The sequence below is a fragment of the Mesorhizobium sp. LMG 17147 genome, assembly GCF_024297145.1.
In the GTDB taxonomy this organism is placed as follows: Bacteria; Pseudomonadota; Alphaproteobacteria; order Rhizobiales; family Rhizobiaceae; genus Mesorhizobium.
In genome coordinates this window covers 157,750-174,931 of the sequence record NZ_JANCTC010000005.1, presented here as the reverse complement: position 1 = coordinate 174,931, position 17,182 = coordinate 157,750, and the positions used below count along the sequence as shown (strand labels likewise).

Below are 17,182 nucleotides of genomic sequence, written 5' to 3'. Positions count from 1 at the left end.
CACAGCGCTGCCGGGTGTTGGCCTCCGGGATCGATTTACAGCACTTCACCTCAAGGAGGTTTCGGCGTCCCGGTCGGTCTGCTCGGAGGAATACTCGTCGCGGATTTCGCGGCGTGTAGACAGGAAATCGGCCGCAGAGTCAAGCTTTGGTCAGGCTTTGCGCCAAATATGCTCGGGGCGGCCAGGCAAGGCGCATCAGCGCACGCCGCCGGCGAGCGGCATATCCGGCTCGACCTTCAGCGGTGAGCGCGGATGCAAAAGCAACAGAACAGTCAACAGGCTGCTGACGATGCCGATCACGGCGATGAGGACGGCGTCTAAAGTCGTCCAGCCGGCGGATTCGAGCGGCTTGGCGTTGAACAGGGCGAAGGAATTATAGCTTTGCTGGTGCGAAATCAGCAGGAAACCGGTCAGATTGTTGCCGAGATGGGCGCCGAAGCCGGCACCGAGATTGCCGGTCGCATAGACCAGAAGGGTCAGCAACAGCGCAAAGGCGGCGATCGAGGCCAGCACGCAGGCATTGATGGCGGCGCTCGAACCTGGGCTCCAGTGCAGGGAGGTGAACAGCAATCCCGGCAGCAGCGCCCAGATGAAAGGGTTCTGGAACCGGCTCGCCAGGCCCCTGAGCAGATAACCGCGAAAAAGCATCTCCTCCGACGAGGTCTGCAGAAAGGTCAGGGCGGCGATCGGGATCAGGAACAAAAGCCACGCGGACAGGCCGATCGCGCCGCGCGCGATGTCGGGCTGCAAACCATAAAGCAGGATCTCGGAAAGCAGCGAGGTGATCAGCACCGCGGTCAGCCCTTTCAGGAATCCCGCCCAGGAAATGCGCCGGCTGACGCCAATCAGGGCGGTCAGCTTTTCGCGATGGATCCAGCGCATTGCAGCCCAAAGGCCGAGCCAGATTCCGGCAAATGAAGCCAGCGCCGCGAGGATGCCCGCACGAGAGGCCATGAAATCCTGCACCGCTCCTCCACCTGGCGAGGCGGTGCCAGATGACGCCTGCCAAACGGCAAAGGCATATGTGCCGCCGAACAGCACGGCGGCAGTGGTTCCGAGCCAGAACAGGATGACGACCACCGCTCCAAGCGGAAGCCGCGGCAAAGTGGTCTTGTTGTTGGTGGTGTGCCGGTACTGTTGGAAGGCGGTTGGGTCGATCGTCACGCGGGCTCGCTGGCTGTTGCTTCGGCTCGCAAGGTCTAGAACATCGGCCGCAATGTGGAAACCGGTATTGCAGCGGCAGTACCGGCGTGTGGCAATGTCGGCAGTGCGAGCGGCCGCCGCTATGCGACCGCCCTGTTTGTATTGTCAGCGCTCGACGTACATGATGCGCCTGGTGCCTGGATCGACCAGTGCCGGCTGGCCGTTCACATAGACATAGCGGTAATCATAGTCAGGAATTTCGCGCAGCTCGACGGTGTCAGGCAACGTCGCGCCGGTCACCACCTCGCCCTCGAGATAGACCGGTTCGAGCCGATGCGTACGGACATAGGTGCGGATCTCGGCCGGCGGTCTCCGGATGGGCTCGATCGCCTCGCCGGCAACGATCGCTCCGGTATAGGTGTCGGAATATTCGGCGCTATCGGCGGGCGGCGTCACGATGGCAATGTCGGCGCTGGCCGGACGCTGTGTCAGGACCACACGGCTGCCGCCGAAATCGGCCGTCACATAGTCGGAATAGACCCAGCCCTGGCCGTTGGCCTCGGCGATGGTGCACCATTTGCTGTTGGCGATGCAGCCGTCGAGCGTCGCGGACTGGCCGGCCGCGAGCACACCGATGACCGGATATTGTGGGCCGGGGCCGGCGCGTACATTGAGATCGGTGATGGCCGAGACGGCGGTGTCGGCCAAAGCAGAGCCCGACATCGCTATGAGCGCTCCGGCCACCGCCGGAAACAATATGCGTTTCATGGTTTTCTCTCCGTTTCACAGTCCCTCGGGACCGAAAACGAAGCAAAGCCGCATGCGTTCCGGCTAAAAGGCTTCGGCCGGCTCACGATTTGTTCCAGTCGTTTTCGGCAGGTCGGTCAAAAGCTCGTGAACAAAAGCAAGTTTTTGCGCCGCCACGTCCGAGATGACGAACGGATAGAGATCGGGCAGGCCCATGCAGCGGTTGATCGAGTTGGACGCCTCCGACAGCACCAGCCAGCGCTCGAGAATCCTTTCGAAGGGCTCTGGCCTGGGGGCGGGTTCCGATGGTGCCGGCTGCAACTTGCCGCCGGTATCGGCGCGCGGCAGCTCGTTGGCTTCAACAGTCTCCAACCGGCCGAGCGGGAAATTCAGGGCATGCACCATCTCCAGCGTGTCGGTGATGTGCATGTGATGCGCCCATGTCTCGGCCCAGTCCTCCCATGGGTGCGACGTCGCATAGGCCGAGATATGGCGCTGCTGCCAGTCGGGCGGCGCGCCATCGGCATAATAGGTCTTCAGCGCCTGTTCGTAATCGGCGCGCTCGTCGCCGAACAAAGCGCGAAAACCGGCAAGCCTTTGCGGATCGTCGCGGATCAGGCGGTCCCAGTAATAATGGCCGAGTTCATGGCGGAAATGGCCGAGCAGCGTGCGGTAGTTCTCGCCCATCTCGACGCGCCGTCGCTCGCGCTCTGCCGAATCCGCCTCGGCGACGTTGAGCGTGATCCGGCCGTTGTCGTGGCCGGTCAAGATACGCTCGCCGCCGGGACCGCCGCCGATCGGATCGGCAAGAAAATCGAAAGCGAGGCCGATCTCGTCGCCGGGATTCTGCTTGGGTGCGACCGGCAGGCCGAAGGCGAGCAGCGAATACACGGCACGCTTCTTTGCCGCCTCGACACGGATCCAGCGGCGGCGGTTGCCGTCGACCGACAGATCCGGAATCAGCTGGTTCAGCGCACAGGCGCGGCAGAAGGCGTGGCCGGGCTCCGCCATCCAGTTGCAGGCGCATTCGTCGGCATTGGTGCAATGGAAGACGTCGCCGCCGGACAGCGCGAAGCGCGCATGCTCGGGATCGTAGACCACGACGCTGGCGCAGTGCAGGCATTGCGCGTTCTCGAAATAGAGACGGTGGCCGCAATGCGGGCAGTCGAAAAGCTTCATTGGCGTCTCAAATCATTCGAAATGCGAAGGACAATACGAACAGGAGAACGCCAAACGCCTGTCAGCTGCCCACGTTCCTGCCGGCCGACGCTATTTTGCCGCAAGCTGGGCGACGACCTCCTTGGCCACTGCCGCGCCCGATAGCCTGGCGCCGCCGCAGGTCTGCATCAGCGGACCGGCCAAATGCTCGCCGGCGAAGAAGATCTTTTCCGCCACCGGCTGCATCAGCGTGGCGCGCGCTTGCGAGCGGCCTGGCCGCGCCGCCGCATAGGCGCCGCGCACGAACCGCTCAGCGCCCCAATTGGTCATCATCGCGCGTCCGACATGTTTTCGCACGTCGCCGCCAAAGATGCCGCAGAGCCGGTCGACGACGAAGTCGATGCCGGCCGCCTCGCCCGCCGCCGACATCTCCCAGGCGAAATCGCCGCCGACGAAACCGACCATCAGATCGAGGTCGAAGGGAAAGCAGAGGAAGTAGATGTCGTGTCTGGCCAGCCGCTCGATCAGCAAATCGTCGAACGGCTCCAGGCCGAGCCTTGTACCGGATATTTCGACCGGCAGCTTGGTCAGCATGCCCATCGGCAGGTCAAAGAAGGCGGCGAAATGCGCGTCGGGGAGTGCAGGCGAGAACGCAATCTCCTCGAAGGCGAGCACTGCCGGCGAGGCGGTGACGATAACCGCCTTGGCGCAGATGGTACCGCGATCGGTGACGCAGGCTACGCCCGGCCCATCCCAGACGATCTTGCGCACCGGCGTCGACAGTGCCACCGGCACATCGGCGCCGAAGCGCGCAACCAGCGTACCGAAGCCTTCCCTGGTGAAATAGTTCGGATCGAGATCGGCGGCCGCCTGAAAGTCGCGGATCGATATCTCGTCCTCGTCGGCGCCGAAATCCATCGGCCCGGCGAAGGTTGCGGCGGCGCGCGGCGCGTGTCCCTTGGCGAGCAATGCCGAAAGACGGTCGTCGTCGCCTTCCCTCACCTGATGTGCCGCCACCAGTTCGAACAGCCTTGCGTCGGCAACCTTCATCGCCGCCTCTTCGGCTTCGCTTGCCTTTCGCTCGCGGTAGTAGAGATGATCGACATTCATGTCGTGGTGATGAAGCGTCCAGGCGGCGGCTTTCGCCTCGGGAAAATAAGGATTGCGGTCCGCGGCATGCAACCAGGCGCAGCCGATGTCGAACGGCACGCCGAAATGCTGATCGCTGGTCCAGGCGCGGCCGCCAATGCGGTTCATCGCTTCCAACAATTTGAAGGAAAAACCGGCAGCGCGCAGGGTCTTGGCAGCCGAAAGCCCGGCTGAACCGGCGCCGATGATCACGACGTCAACGTCTTCCATGCTTATTCTGCCCCCGCCACAATAATTACTTGATCGTAGGCAAATTCCCGGGCGTCCGCCAGTGTGGTGGATTTGAGGTTCCTGCTGTATTGAGTGCATCGGCGTGGCGCCGGGGCAGTGACAAGCAGGTGTTTCGCAGGCAAGTTCGCAATTGGGAACGTGATTCAGGCAACCAGGAGAGCAGCATGGCATTTCTTGCCAAGAAGATGTTTGTAGTGGCCACGGTGGTGGCGGTGCTTGCGCTGGCGACGGGCGCGCAGGCGGCCAGCTGTGGCAAGAGCGGCGCCGGCTTCGAGGCGTGGAAACCGGAGTTCGCCGCGGAGGCCAAGGCCGACGGCGTCGGCTCGAAGGGTCTGGCCGCTCTGGCTCGCGCAACCTACGCGACAAAGACGATCTCCGTCGACCGCGCCATCCATAAGGCTTTCAGCGGCTCGGTGGAAGCTTTCATGAAGCGCCGTGGCGCGTCCGCGATCATTGCCAGGGGCCGTGCGCTGAAGAAGGCCAATGCTGCGCTGTTCGACAAGATCGAACAGAATTACGGCGTGTCGCCGGGCGTGTTGCTCGCCATCTGGGGCATGGAGACCGGCTTCGGTTCCGCCATGGGCAACCAGAATACGGTCTCCGCCATTTTAACGCTTGCTTATGACTGCCGCCGTCCGGAGTTCTTCTACCCGCATGCCATTGCGGCCCTGAAGCTGGTTGATCGCGGAGCGTTGAGCGCCTCGTCGGTCGGTGCCGCGCATGGCGAGATTGGTCACACGCAGTTCCTGCCCGGAAATGTTTTGACATATGGCGTAGGTAACAAAAACCTGCGCGACAAGGCCACTGCGTTGGCTTCTACCGCCAACTTCCTCAAGAGTCATGGTTGGCGACCGGGCGCCAGCGCGCAGGCGAATATCGGTGCAATTGCCGGCTGGAATTCCGCGAGCGTCTACCAACAGGCCATCGCCCGCATGGCCACAGCGATCGATGCCGACTGACAGAAAACCCTAGAGCTTTGTTTTAACGCAATTCCAGACAGAAAACCGTTTCACGCCTTTCCTGGAATTGCTCTCTTCGACGGAAAGCCCGGCCAAGCACCGGGCTTTCTATTTCACGTCGAGCGCGTAGGAGCAGCCGGCGAGCACCTTGCCGGGATGTGAATCAAGCTGATATTGCCGGAGGGAAAAGATTACTGGCGGGGACTTCCTTCGGCCACCGCCAGGCCAACCAGAAACATCCAGCGGAACTTGCGCGGCGCATCGCAAAATAACCATTGCCCAACCCGTCACTTCCCCTTGATGACCCTCCAGACGTCGGTGGGTTGGTTGGTCTGAAGCCTGTTTATATCGGAGAGGGTAAGTCTGCCGCTGGCCAACGCGTCGACGAGGCGTCGGCAAAATGTGGCCGGCATGCGCTCTTCGGAAACACCCATGAAGGCCATCGCTTCGTGTTTGGCGGTGATGCTCCATGTCGCGACGTTGCCGATGCACCGGTCGTATGCCGCTTTGGGGTCCTTGTTCACGGCTTCTTGTCCAGTCTGGCAGCCCGCCAGAATGCCGATTGTCGCCGGCAAAATCAAAAGACGACGTTTCATTATTATAGCCCCATTGCCCAAAAAAGCAATTGGACAATCTGGCCATGAGGTCAAGCAAGAAAAGCTCTGCAGCTGTCACTAGAAACAACTACATTAGCTTCGTTAAGAATATTGAACCGGGCTAAGCGATATTTTTATGAATATATACTTAGCGTTCACGACTACGCGCCGCTAGTGTCCTAAGCCTGAGCGCGTTGAGGCGGATGAATCCTTCGGCGTCCTTCTGGTCGTAGGCGCCGCGATCGTCCTCGAAGGTGACCAGCGCATCGGAATAGAGCGTCTTCCTCGACTTGCGGCCGGTGACAATGACGTTGCCCTTGTAGAGCTTCAGCCGCACGGTGCCTTCAACGTCTTCCTGGCTCTTGTCGATCATCGCCTGCAGCATCAGCCGCTCGGGCGCGAACCAGAAGCCGTTATAGATCAGCTCGGCATAGCGCGGCATGAACTCGTCCTTGAGGTGGGCCGCACCTCGGTCGAGCGTGATCGATTCGATCGCCCGGTGGGCCGATATCAGGATGGTGCCGCCGGGGGTCTCGTATACACCACGCGATTTCATGCCGACGAAACGGTTCTCGACCAGGTCGAGCCGGCCGATGCCATTGTCACGGCCGAGATCATTGAGCGCCGCCAGCATCGTTGCCGGCGACAGCTTCTTGCCGTTGAGCGCAACCGGGTCGCCCTTGAGGAATTCGATCTCGATCTCGGTGACCTCATCCGGCGCATCCATCGGCGAGATGGTGCGCTGGTGGACGAATTCCGGCGGCTCGCTCCACGGGTCCTCTAGCACCTTGCCCTCGGAGGAGGAGTGCAGAAGGTTGGCGTCGACCGAGAACGGCGCATCGCCCTTCTTGTCCTTCGGCACCGGGATCTGGTGCTGCTCAGCGAAGTTGATCAGGTCGGTGCGCGACTTGAACGACCAGTCGCGCCAGGGTGCGATGACCTTGATGTCGGGGTTCAGCGCATAGGCGGAAAGCTCGAAACGCACCTGATCGTTACCCTTGCCGGTGGCCCCATGCGCGATCGCGTCGGCGCCGGTCTCCCTGGCGATCTCGACAAGATGTTTCGAGATCAGCGGCCGGGCGATCGAGGTGCCGAGCAGATAGCTGCCCTCATAGACGGCGTTGGCGCGGAACATCGGGAAGACGAAATCGGATACGAACTCCTCGCGGACATCTACGATGCGGATGTCCTTGATGCCCATCATCTCGGCCTTGCGCCTAGCCGGCTCCAGTTCGCCACCCTGGCCGAGATCGGCGGTGAAGGTGACGACCTCGGCGCCGAGCTCGGTCTGCAGCCATTTCAGGATGATCGAGGTATCGAGGCCGCCGGAATAGGCGAGCACGACTTTCTTGACGGCTTTTGCTTTCGACATGGTGGGCAGTTCCGCGACAGGGGTTCTTCGCGGGCGAGGTATCACGGCGTTTTAGGCCAGCGCAAGGGACGAACGATGCCTGGACCAGATGCTGTATCGCTCAGAGGCTGGCGAGCACACGGGTCCTGCGCTATGGCTGCGCCGTCTTTTGCCGCTACGAGACGAGCCATGTCCTTCATCCCCGACAGTACGACGCTTATCCAGTTCGCCATCGCCACCTTCATCCTGGCGATCACGCCCGGGCCTGACATGACGCTGTTCGTCTCGCGCACGCTGAGCCAGGGCCGTGCCACCGGCTTTGCCTCGATGGCCGGCGCCTTGTGCGGCACACTGATTCACACCACGCTGGTGGTGGTCGGCGTCTCGGCGCTGATCGTCGCCTCGCCGATGGCGTTCTTCGTGCTGAAGATTTTCGGCGCCGGCTATCTGGTCTTCCTGGCATGGCAGGCGATCACAAAAGGGTCGGCGTTTTCACCGGAGAAGAAGAGCGGGCCGCAGATCTCGCTGTTCCGCAGCTGGGCCGCGGGGCTCGGGGTCAATCTGCTCAACCCGAAGATCATCCTGTTCTTCATGACCTTCCTGCCGCAATTCGTCTCCGCGCATGATCCCAACGCGCCGGGAAAGCTGTTCTTCCTCGGCGTGATGTTCGTCGTGCTGGCGATCCCGGTGACGGCGCCGATGGTGCTGGCGGCGGAAAAATTCTCGGCCGCGATGAAATCCAGCCCGCGCGTGACCCGCGTCGTCGACTATCTGTTTGCCGGAGTTTTTTCGGCCTTCGCGCTCAAGATCCTGACGGCCCAGGCGAAATAGGTACTTTCATTTTGCGCATGATCCTTTCCGAACCTTTGGTTCGGGGTCATGCGCTGATCTGGCGCCAGCTTCCGGCCGAGCGCCCGGCGCTCAGCCAGTGGAAAATACCGCCGACCATACCGCAGCCGATCACCGCCAGCATGACGCTGGTGTTGGTAACCTCGAAATTGGCATCGGCCGTCTGGTGGACGAAGCCGAGGAAGACCGCCGCCACCGCCGCGCCCGCCAGTGCATAGAACAGCCAGTCCCGCCGACCAAGGATCTCGGAAATCAGGATGGCGATCGCCGCCGGCATGAAAGCGAAATAGGCGACGAACAGCCCGACGAAGGGGACTGAAAACCACAGCGAAGCCTGCGCCGCCGGTTGCGTCTCATCCGTTATCAGCCCAAGAGACGCCAGGAACATGATGTTAAGGAAGGCGCTTGCCGCCAGCGAAGCAACGCCATAGCCGACAAGGATAACGGCGAAGCGGATCAGATAGGCGACGACGCGATTCACACCTCGCCATGCCCCGCGATCATCATCGCTTCCAGCGCCAGCCGGTCGACCTTGCGCATACGCTCGGAGTCCGACTTGAGCTGGCCGCAGGCGGCGAGGATGTCGCGGCCGCGCGGCGTGCGGATCGGCGAAGCATAGCCGGCATTGTTGATGTAGTCGGCGAATTTCTCGATCGTCTCCCAGTCCGAGCACTGGTAGTTGGTGCCCGGCCACGGATTGAACGGAATCAGATTGATCTTGGCGGGGATGCCCTTGAGCAGCTTGACCAGCGCCTTGGCGTCCTCGATCGAATCGTTGACGTCCTTCAGCATCACATATTCGAAGGTGATCCGCTTGGCGTTGGACAGGCCGGGATAGGCATGGCAGGCAGCGATCAGCTCGTTGAGCGGATACTTCTTGTTGATCGGCACCAAAAGGTCGCGCAGATCGTCATTGGTGGCGTGCAGCGAGATCGCCAGCATCACACCGATCTCCTCGCCGGTGCGGAAGATCTCGGGCACGACGCCCGATGTCGAGAGCGTGATGCGCCTCTTCGACAGGGAAAGCCCGTCGCCGTCGGATGCGATAAGCAGCGCCTTCTTTACCGCCTCGAAATTGTAGAGCGGCTCGCCCATGCCCATCATGACGATGTTGGACACCTTCCGGCCCTCGGCCGGCACGATGGCGCCGTCGGGTGTGTCGCGGTCGGGGAAATCGCCGAGCCGGTCGCGGGCGGTCAAAAGCTGCGCGAGGATTTCCTCGGCGGTCAGGTTGCGCACCAGCTTCTGCGTGCCGGTGTGGCAGAAGGAGCAGGTCAGGGTGCAGCCGACCTGCGAAGAGATGCAGAGCGTGCCGCGGCCTTCTTCGGGAATGTAGACGGTCTCGATCTCGACCGGCCGGCCGGCGCCGCGCGGCGGAAAGCGGAACAGCCATTTGCGCGTGCCGTCGGAGGAAATCTGCTCCTCGACGATCTCGGGCCTGGCAACGGTGAAATGCGTGTCGAGGGCGGCGCGCAGATCCTTGGAGATGTTGAACATGCCGGCAAAGTCGGAAACGCCGCGCACATAGATCCAATGCCAGAGCTGTTGGGCGCGCATTTTCGCCTGGCGCTCCGGCACGATGCCGGCGGCGACGAGGGCGGCCCCGAGTTCGGCGCGCGTCAGGCCGATCAGCGACGGCTTTTCAGGCGTCGTGCGGGTGCGCAACGCGTCACGCGCGCCCTCAGTGGTAAGATCGAATGAAAGGGTCATTGTTGCGCCAATATAAGCGATTTGCGGCCGAATACAGCATCGTGCCCGAAATGAAGCGCGGCGCATAGCACAGGTTAGCGGCGGAGTCATGCCGGTGGTCTTCCCTTCTCCCCTGGGAGAAGGTGGCCGAGCGTAGCTCGGTCGGGGGCGTTCCAGCTTGGCGCCGACGGCGTTCCGTCCAACACCCCTCTTCCGTCTCGGCGCTGCGCGCCGATCCACCTTCTCCCACAACAAGGGGAGAAGGGAAGACCGTGCCTAACCGCCTACTTGCACTTGGCGATCGAGGCCAGCGCCGCCGAGATGCCCTTCAGCGAGAAGACGTAAGTGGTGGTGTTGCCGCGGCCGGACTTCGCCGATACCTTCATGTCGGTGCCGGTCTTCATCGCGGCGATCAGCACCGGCTCCTCGGCGGCGTTCTCGACCCAGGCCGACTTGCCGCGCGTGAACATCGAGAAAGACTTCTTGTCGATGGTGACGGTGGCCTTGGAACCCTCCTGGAAGGTATAGCCGGCAATGAATTGCGGCTCGTAGGACACTTGCTGCCCCGGCCGCTGGCTGACGAAGAAGAACATGTCGCCGTGATCGAGCGTCGGCGGCTGCTTGTCGGTAGGGACGGTCAGGACATAGCAGACCTTGCCGCCGCCCGACGCCTGATAGCTGTAGGTGCCCCAGGCATTATGCTGGCCGATCTTGGTGGCCGACTGCGCCAGCGCGGGCGCCGTCAGGGCCACCAGGGCCAGGCTGGAAACTATAGCAATCAATCCGCGCATCGCTTTTCCCGTATTCCACTGGTGCGGCGGCAGGCCGGCTCGGCGTCCTGCCCGTCGCTTCATTTTGATTTAATCTGGGTTACCAAACGGTGAATTTCCCTAAGAAAAGGATGTTCACGCCAGGAAACCGCCGCCGTCTTCGCGCTGCCGCTCAAAAAAGCGGCTGGCGCACTGTCCCTGCCGCGACTTGGAGGCCACGAAAACGGCAAGAGTTTGACTTTTCAAGCAGCTAGGTTTCGCGGCGATTCCCGCTTTTCTTGAGGTACGTGACGAATTTCCCTGCAGGCGGTACCATGTCTGCGTTCGTCGCCACGGCACTCGGCCAGGGTGCCCTCCTTGGCGGCTTACGGGAGATTTGGCCATGGCCATTTCCGAGACAGTCCTGATCCTCGCGGGCGGCACAGTCGTCCTGGCGATCGTGTTTGGCATTCGTGTCGGCGTCCGCGCGGCGGCTAGCGGCGCGGTGCCCCGGTCGGATGGCGGACAGGCGGCGGGCGGATCGGGCGCGTCCGACGTACCCGGGGTCATTGCGCTACCGCCTTTGATTTTCCTCGGCTTCCTGGCGGCGGCAACCGTGCTCGAGGTGCTCGCGCCGCTCCCGGTCATGGCCGGGCAGGCGCTCGCCCGCTATCTGGCCGGCGCCGTGCTCGCGGTGTGCGGCTTCGTGTTCCTCTTTATGGCGGCGGGCCGCTTTCAGGCCGCTGGAACCAACATACCACCGACCTTGCCAACGACGGCGCTGGTCGTCGACGGTATCTATCGGCGGACCAGAAACCCCTTGTATCTGGGAGCGACCCTCATCTATCTGGGCCTCGGCGTCGCTGCCGGAAGTCTTTGGGCTATTGCGCTCGTCATCCCCCTGCTGTGGGTGATCAATACCGGCGTCATCGCGCCGGAAGAGCGCTATCTCGAGCGCAAGTTCGGAGATGCCTATCGCGCCTACAAGGCGCGGGTGCGGCGGTGGGTTTGACGGCCGGAAAGTCTCGCGCGATTTTTTGCGCCGTACCGGCTCAGCTCTTGTCGGCGATGGCCTGTTTGGCGGCGAGCCGGTGCGCGGGCGTGATGTGGGCGCTGACGGTTGTGATCGCGGCGGTCAGCACGGCGATGTCGTCGGTGAAGCCAAGCCCAACCATGAAATCGGGGATGACGTCCGTCGGCAGCACGAAATAGCCGAGCGCAGCCAGCAATGTGCCCTTGGCGCGAAGCGGCGTCTTCTTGTCCATGGCGCAGTAATAGGCGGCGACCACCTCTTCCATAAACGGGATATGCCGGGCGGCTTTCTTCGCCGTACGCCAGAACTTATCGCGCACTTCACTCTCGTTGCCCGGCTTGCTGCCGAGGCCGAAGAAATCAAAACCGGATTTTTGCGCCATCAATCTCTCCGTGCGGCCGTCGCGTGACTTCACGCATGACCACAAGGCAAAATGTGGTGAAAGCCGAACCTCGCTGCAAGTGCAGCTAGGCTCAGCCGCCGAAATAGCGGTTCATCTTTCTGGCCAGATCGAAATCCAGCGCCGTCAGGCCGCCGGCGTCGTGCGTGTTGAGGGTCACGTTTACCGTCTTGTAGACGTTCGACCAGTCGGGATGGTGGTCCATCTTCTCCGCCGCCAGGGCGACGCGGGTCATGAAGGCAAAGGCTTCGGAGAAATTCTTGAAGGTGAAGGTGCGGGTGATCGAGCCGCCATCCTTGGCCAGCGACCAGCCTTCGAGGCCGGCAAGTTCGGCGCGGATCGCCTCTTTTGCTAGTTTCTCCCTGGCCATATCCGCCTACCGCATGATCCGCGAAGCGTCGGCGACGCCGACCAAACGGCTGGCGATGCGGTTGTCGGCACCTGAAAGCGGCCAGGCCTCCTCGACGACGTAAGGCCCGCCGCCGACCGAATCGCGCGACGACATCAGCACGAAGCGGCCGACCCGGAACGGCAGCGTCGAAAAATTGCCGCGTGCCGACAGGTACTGGGCGACATCGAGCGGGCTCGAATTGCGCAGGCGGGCCAGCGTCACATGCGGCATGAACTTGCGCGGGTCGGCCGGGATGCCGAGCCGCTGGCAGATGCGCTCGATCTCGGCCTGCAATGCGGAAAGATCGGGCGAAGCGGCGACCCCGGCCCACACCGCATGCGGCTTCTTCTGGCCGAAGGCGCCGACGCCGGACAGCGTCAGCGGGAAGGAGGAGCGGTGAACACGGTCGAGCGCGTTGGCGATTTCGTCGGCGACATGGCCCTCGACATCGCCGATGAAGCGCAGCGTCAGATGGTAGTTCTCGACGTCGATCCAGCGGGCTCCGGGCAGGCCGCCCCTGAGCAGGGACAGCGAAAGAGCGGCATCACGCGGTATTTCGAGGGCGGTAAAAAGACGCGGCATGGGAAGCCTCCTGTCCTCGAATCGAACTCTTGCCCCTAGCGAATCATCGATATTCGAACGGGGCAAGCGGTTTGTTGGTCGCAGGGCTGCCTAAAAGCTTCCCCTACGGAATGTGGTGCGGCGGCGAACGCTCGCCTTCAGGAATTACCCCGCACCGTTGCAATGGCCTTCTCCACACCGGGCAGGATACCCTCGACGATGCGGTCGACGCCTCCGGCGTTCGGATGAAGGCCGTCCTCGAGCTGCAGGACGGATTGACCAGCGATGCCCTCGAGAAAGAAAGGATAGAGCGGCACGCCGTATTTTTCAGCCAGTCGCGGAAAGATTGCGTCGAACGCCTTCTGGTAGTCGGCGCCGAGATTGGGCGCCGCGCGCATTCCGGCAAGCAAAACGGCGATCTTGCGCTGCTTCAGTTTTGCCAGCATGGCGTCCAGGTTTTTTTCCGCTATGGCGGGCGAAACGCCGCGCAGCATGTCATTGGCGCCGAGCTCCAGGATGACGAGTTGCGTTCCGTCCGGCACGGACCAGTCGAGCCGTGACAGGCCGCCGCTCGTCGTATCGCCGGAGACGCCAGCATTGGCGACCGTGACATCGTAGCCCTTGGCGCGAAGCGCCGCCTGCAGCTTTTCGGTGAAGCCCTGACCTGGCCCGAGGCCATAACCCGCCATCAAGCTGTCGCCCAAACCGACAATGGTGAACGGTTCGGCGCTCGCCGACGAAATGGCGCCGCAAACGGCGAGGAAAAGGGCGAAGGCTGCGGCAAAGGTGTGTTTGAAAGCCATGCGGCAGGCCCCATATGAACCAGGAACATCTGTTGGCAAAGGCAGGTTTTCATTTTTGTCGAGCATCGGATGCTCTAGCCTTCATCCTCCATATAGGACGATTTGATTTTGGAAGAAGCCGTCATTTCGCTGAAAGACGTATCGCTGACGCTCGGTGAAGGTGGCTCCTCGGTCCATGTGCTGAAGGGCGTCAGCCTCAATGTGGCGGGCGGCGAGGCGACAGGCATCGTTGGACCCTCCGGTTCGGGAAAGTCGACACTGCTGATGGTTTTGGCTGGGCTTGAAAGGGTCGATTCGGGCACGGTTCGAATTGCCGGCGAGCTGCTCAACGGCAAAAGCGAAGACCAGATCGCATCGTTTCGGGGGCGAAACATCGGCATCGTATTCCAGTCTTTCCATCTCATCCCCAATATGACGGCGCTGGAAAACGTTGCCGTCCCGCTGGAGCTTGCCGGCCATGCCGATCCGTTCGGCGTGGCGGCGCGCGAGCTGGCGGCGGTCGGTCTCAGCGATCGCGTCACCCATTACCCCGGCGAATTGTCTGGCGGCGAGCAACAGCGCGTGGCTATCGCCCGGGCGCTGGCGCCGTCGCCGCGCATCCTGATCGCCGACGAGCCGACCGGCAATCTCGACCAGGCGACGGGGCGGCACGTCGCCGACCTGCTGTTTGCCAAGGCCACCGAGCGCGGCATGACGCTGGTGCTGGTCACACATGACCCGGTACTCGCCGCGCGCTGCTCGCGCCAGGTGTCGATGCGGTCGGGGCTGATCGAGGACGCGCCTGAGCCGGCCACCAGGGCCGGCAAGGTGACCGCCTGATGCCGCTGTCGCAAACACTGAGGCTCGCCTTTCGGTTTTCGCTGCGCGAAATGCGTGGCGGGCTGTCCGGCTTCCTGATCTTCCTTGCCTGCATCGCGCTCGGCGTCGCGGCAATCGGCGGCGTCAATTCGGTCGCGCAAGCGATTTCCGCCGGTGTTGCCGACCAGGGCCAGACGCTGCTCGGCGGCGATCTCCGCTTCCAGCTCAACCAGCGCGATCTTACCAGAGCCGAACGCAGCTTCCTCGACCGGCTTGGCACGGTTTCGCACAGTGCCAACATGCGCTCGATGGCCAGGCTCGAGGACGGCTCCGACCAGGCGCTGGTCGAGGCCAAGGCGGTCGACGGCGCCTATCCGCTCTATGGCGCGCTGGAGACCGAGCCGGTGCTGTCGCGAGAGGATCTGTTCGGCGAAAAATCCGGCGTCTTCGGCGCAGCCGCGCCGGACCTTTTGTTCGAGCGGCTGAACCTTGGCATCGGCGACCGGCTGAAGCTCGGCAGCGCGACATTCGAGCTGCGTGCAAGGCTGGTCAACGAGCCGGATGCGGTGTCGGATGGCTTCGGCTTTGCGCCGCGGCTGATGGTGTCGACCGACGGGCTTGCCGCTTCCGGCCTGATCCAGCCGGGCAGCCTGGTCGAGAACGCCTATAAGGTCCGGCTGCCCGGCGGCACCGGCGACGCACAGATCAAGGCTATCCGGGAGCAGACGGCAAAAGAGTTCCCGCAGGCCGGCTGGTCGATCCGCACGCGCAGCAACGCGGCGCCGGCGTTGTCCTCGAACATCGAGCGGTTCTCGCAATTCCTGACGCTGGTTGGGCTGACGGCTCTGGTGGTCGGCGGCGTCGGCGTGGCCAATGCCGTGCGTGCCTATCTCGACGGCAAGCGCGGCGTCATCGCCACCTTCAAGAGCCTAGGGGCTTCGGGCGGGTTCGTCTTTGCCGTCTATCTGGTCCAGATCCTGATGATCGCCGCCCTCGGCATCACGCTGGGCCTGGTGCTCGGCGCATTGATGCCATTCGCGGCCAGCGCCGCACTCCAATCGGTTATTCCTGTGCCGGCGGAAGGTGGGTTCTATCCCGGCGCCCTCGGCATGGCAGCGCTGTTCGGGCTGCTGGTGACGCTGGCTTTCGCCTTGCTTCCGCTCGGCCGCGCCCGCGACGTGCCGGCAACGGCGCTGTTTCGCGAAATGGGTTTCGAGGGCCGCGGTTTTCCCCACCCGCTCTACATCGCCGCGGCATTGGGCATCGCCCTGCTCCTGGCGGTACTGGTGATCCTGTTTTCCGACGACCGCCGTATTGCCTCGATCTTCATTGGGGCCACGGTGGTGTCGTTCCTGGTGCTGCGTGTCGTCGGCTCGCTGGTGCAGTGGGCGGCAAAGAAAAGCCCGCGCGTGCGTTCGACCGCGCTCAGGCTCGCCATCGGCAACATCCATCGGCCAGGCGCCTTGACGCCATCGGTGGTTCTGTCGCTTGGCCTCGGCCTGACGCTGCTGGTGACGCTGGCGCTGATCGACGGCAACCTCAGGCGGCAGATCTCGGGCAGCCTGCCGGAACGGGCACCGAACTTCTTCTTCGTCGATATCCAGAGCGGCGACGTCGATGCTTTCTCTGCGCTGGTCGGCAAAGAGGCGCCGCAGGGCAGGCTGATCAAGGTGCCGATGCTGCGCGGCCGGGTGATGGCGCTCAACGGCGTCGCTGCCGACAAGGTCAAGGTTCCGGCCGGGGGCGCCTGGGTGCTGCGCGGCGATCGCGGCCTGACCTATGACGCAAAGATGCCGGAGAATGCGACGCTGACCGAGGGCAGCTGGTGGCCGGAGAACTATGCCGGCGAGCCGCTGGTCTCGTTTTCCGCCAAGGAAGGCAACGAGATCGGGCTGAAGCTCGGCGACACCATCACCGTCAACGTGCTCGGCCGCAACATCACGGCCAAGATCGCCAATTTCCGCCAGGTCGAATGGGAAACCATGGGCATCAATTTCGTTATGGTGTTCTCGCCCAACACATTCGCCGGGGCGCCGCACGGCTGGTTGGCGACGCTTACCGAGACGAATGCGTCGGCAGCCGACGACGCGCATCTTCTCAATGCCGTCACGCGTGCCTTTCCCGCGGTCACGACGGTCAGGGTCAAGGACGCGCTCGAAATCGTCAACCGGCTGGTAGCGCAGCTCGGCACAGCAATCAGGGCGGCAGCGGGCGTGGCGTTGATCGCCTCGGTGCTGGTGCTGGCCGGCGCGCTCGCCGCCGGCAACCGGGCTCGCATCCACGACGCGGTGGTGCTGAAGACCCTGGGTGCGACCAGGAAAACGCTGATCGCCGCTTTTTCGCTGGAATACATGCTGATCGGCCTTGCCACCGCGATCTTCGCGCTGGCGGCGGGCGGTGTGGCGGCATGGTTCGTCGTCGCGCGCATCATGACGCTGCCATCGCACTTCATGCCCGAGGTGGCGGTGGCGACCATCGGCTTTTCACTGGTGGTCACGGTCGGCATCGGCCTTGCCGGCACGTGGCGGGTGCTGGGCCACAAGGCGGCGCCGGTGCTGCGGAATCTTTGAGCCAG

General features: G+C 63.0%; 18 protein-coding genes. 5 read left to right on the top strand and 13 right to left on the bottom strand.

Annotation, left to right across the window (positions count from 1 at the left end; translation table 11 throughout):
* Positions 1 to 195: 195 nt before the first annotated feature.
* The 4 genes from NMG46_RS12205 to NMG46_RS12190 all read right to left on the bottom strand — a co-directional run bounded on the left by NMG46_RS12205 (position 196) and on the right by NMG46_RS12190 (position 4,407).
* Positions 196 to 1,164: a type II CAAX endopeptidase family protein gene (locus NMG46_RS12205; RefSeq protein WP_254817888.1), complete on the bottom strand. Its 969-nt coding sequence runs from the start codon at positions 1,162 to 1,164 to the stop codon at positions 196 to 198.
* Positions 1,165 to 1,308: 144 nt separating this feature from the next.
* On the bottom strand, positions 1,309 to 1,911 hold the full coding sequence (locus NMG46_RS12200; protein ID WP_254817887.1) for a DUF1236 domain-containing protein: 603 nt from the start codon (positions 1,909 to 1,911) through the stop codon (positions 1,309 to 1,311).
* Positions 1,912 to 1,974: 63 nt separating this feature from the next.
* On the bottom strand, positions 1,975 to 3,069 hold the full coding sequence (locus NMG46_RS12195) for a putative zinc-binding metallopeptidase (RefSeq protein ID WP_254817886.1): 1,095 nt from the start codon (positions 3,067 to 3,069) through the stop codon (positions 1,975 to 1,977).
* 90 nt (positions 3,070 to 3,159) lie between these two features.
* On the bottom strand, positions 3,160 to 4,407 hold the full coding sequence (locus NMG46_RS12190) for an NAD(P)/FAD-dependent oxidoreductase (protein WP_254817885.1): 1,248 nt from the start codon (positions 4,405 to 4,407) through the stop codon (positions 3,160 to 3,162).
* A 185-nt stretch (positions 4,408 to 4,592) separates the two neighbouring features.
* Here NMG46_RS12190 and NMG46_RS12185 point away from each other — a divergent pair, with 185 nt between their 5' ends.
* The gene (locus NMG46_RS12185; RefSeq protein WP_254817884.1) at positions 4,593 to 5,387 is read left to right on the top strand and encodes a lytic transglycosylase domain-containing protein; all 795 of its coding nucleotides are present in this window, start codon (positions 4,593 to 4,595) and stop codon (positions 5,385 to 5,387) included.
* Between the two features lie 287 nt (positions 5,388 to 5,674).
* Here NMG46_RS12185 and NMG46_RS12180 read toward each other — a convergent pair whose 3' ends face one another.
* Together NMG46_RS12180 and NMG46_RS12175 are read right to left on the bottom strand one after the other, a co-directional pair.
* Positions 5,675 to 5,983, bottom strand: coding sequence for a hypothetical protein (locus NMG46_RS12180; RefSeq protein ID WP_254817883.1), 309 nt, complete (start codon positions 5,981 to 5,983; stop codon positions 5,675 to 5,677).
* A 148-nt stretch (positions 5,984 to 6,131) separates the two neighbouring features.
* On the bottom strand, positions 6,132 to 7,355 hold the full coding sequence (locus tag NMG46_RS12175; RefSeq protein ID WP_254817882.1) for an argininosuccinate synthase: 1,224 nt from the start codon (positions 7,353 to 7,355) through the stop codon (positions 6,132 to 6,134).
* Between the two features lie 168 nt (positions 7,356 to 7,523).
* On the opposite strand from NMG46_RS12175, the gene NMG46_RS12170 reads away from it, so the two are divergent.
* Entirely contained in the window at positions 7,524 to 8,165 is a 642-nt protein-coding gene (locus tag NMG46_RS12170; protein ID WP_254817881.1) for a LysE family translocator, read from the top strand.
* 46 nt (positions 8,166 to 8,211) lie between these two features.
* On the opposite strand, the gene NMG46_RS12165 is transcribed toward NMG46_RS12170, so the two are convergent.
* From NMG46_RS12165 to NMG46_RS12155, 3 genes are all read right to left on the bottom strand, one after another.
* Positions 8,212 to 8,664 carry a hypothetical protein gene (locus tag NMG46_RS12165; protein ID WP_254817880.1) on the bottom strand — a complete coding sequence of 151 codons (453 nt, stop codon included), beginning with the start codon at positions 8,662 to 8,664 and terminating at the stop codon, positions 8,212 to 8,214.
* Positions 8,661 to 9,893, bottom strand: a complete 1,233-nt coding sequence (rlmN, locus tag NMG46_RS12160; protein WP_254817879.1) for a 23S rRNA (adenine(2503)-C(2))-methyltransferase RlmN — start codon at positions 9,891 to 9,893, stop codon at positions 8,661 to 8,663. Before rlmN ends, NMG46_RS12165 begins: the two co-directional genes overlap by 4 nt.
* A 263-nt stretch (positions 9,894 to 10,156) precedes the next feature.
* Positions 10,157 to 10,663: an invasion associated locus B family protein gene (locus NMG46_RS12155; RefSeq protein ID WP_023721899.1), complete on the bottom strand. Its 507-nt coding sequence runs from the start codon at positions 10,661 to 10,663 to the stop codon at positions 10,157 to 10,159.
* A 361-nt stretch (positions 10,664 to 11,024) separates the two neighbouring features.
* Here NMG46_RS12155 and NMG46_RS12150 point away from each other — a divergent pair, with 361 nt between their 5' ends.
* Positions 11,025 to 11,633 (top strand): isoprenylcysteine carboxylmethyltransferase family protein, encoded by a 609-nt coding sequence (locus tag NMG46_RS12150; RefSeq protein ID WP_254817878.1) that lies wholly within the window; start codon positions 11,025 to 11,027, stop codon positions 11,631 to 11,633.
* Positions 11,634 to 11,673: 40 nt separating this feature from the next.
* On the opposite strand, the gene NMG46_RS12145 is transcribed toward NMG46_RS12150, so the two are convergent.
* The 4 genes from NMG46_RS12145 to NMG46_RS12130 all read right to left on the bottom strand — a co-directional run bounded on the left by NMG46_RS12145 (position 11,674) and on the right by NMG46_RS12130 (position 13,809).
* On the bottom strand, positions 11,674 to 12,036 hold the full coding sequence (locus tag NMG46_RS12145) for a YkvA family protein (protein ID WP_254817877.1): 363 nt from the start codon (positions 12,034 to 12,036) through the stop codon (positions 11,674 to 11,676).
* 91 nt (positions 12,037 to 12,127) lie between these two features.
* Positions 12,128 to 12,424: a 4a-hydroxytetrahydrobiopterin dehydratase gene (locus tag NMG46_RS12140; RefSeq protein ID WP_254817876.1), complete on the bottom strand. Its 297-nt coding sequence runs from the start codon at positions 12,422 to 12,424 to the stop codon at positions 12,128 to 12,130.
* Between the two features lie 6 nt (positions 12,425 to 12,430).
* Positions 12,431 to 13,027, bottom strand: a complete 597-nt coding sequence (gene thpR, locus NMG46_RS12135; protein ID WP_254817875.1) for an RNA 2',3'-cyclic phosphodiesterase — start codon at positions 13,025 to 13,027, stop codon at positions 12,431 to 12,433.
* Positions 13,028 to 13,164: 137 nt separating this feature from the next.
* Positions 13,165 to 13,809 carry an arylesterase gene (locus tag NMG46_RS12130; RefSeq protein ID WP_254817874.1) on the bottom strand — a complete coding sequence of 215 codons (645 nt, stop codon included), beginning with the start codon at positions 13,807 to 13,809 and terminating at the stop codon, positions 13,165 to 13,167.
* Positions 13,810 to 13,917: 108 nt separating this feature from the next.
* Between NMG46_RS12130 and NMG46_RS12125 the strand changes: the two genes are divergently transcribed.
* Together NMG46_RS12125 and NMG46_RS12120 are read left to right on the top strand one after the other, a co-directional pair.
* Positions 13,918 to 14,628 carry an ABC transporter ATP-binding protein gene (locus tag NMG46_RS12125; RefSeq protein WP_254817873.1) on the top strand — a complete coding sequence of 237 codons (711 nt, stop codon included), beginning with the start codon at positions 13,918 to 13,920 and terminating at the stop codon, positions 14,626 to 14,628.
* The gene (locus tag NMG46_RS12120) at positions 14,628 to 17,177 is read left to right on the top strand and encodes an ABC transporter permease (RefSeq protein WP_254817872.1); all 2,550 of its coding nucleotides are present in this window, start codon (positions 14,628 to 14,630) and stop codon (positions 17,175 to 17,177) included. The genes NMG46_RS12125 and NMG46_RS12120 overlap by 1 nt, the downstream gene beginning before the upstream one ends.
* Positions 17,178 to 17,182: the final 5 nt, after the last annotated feature.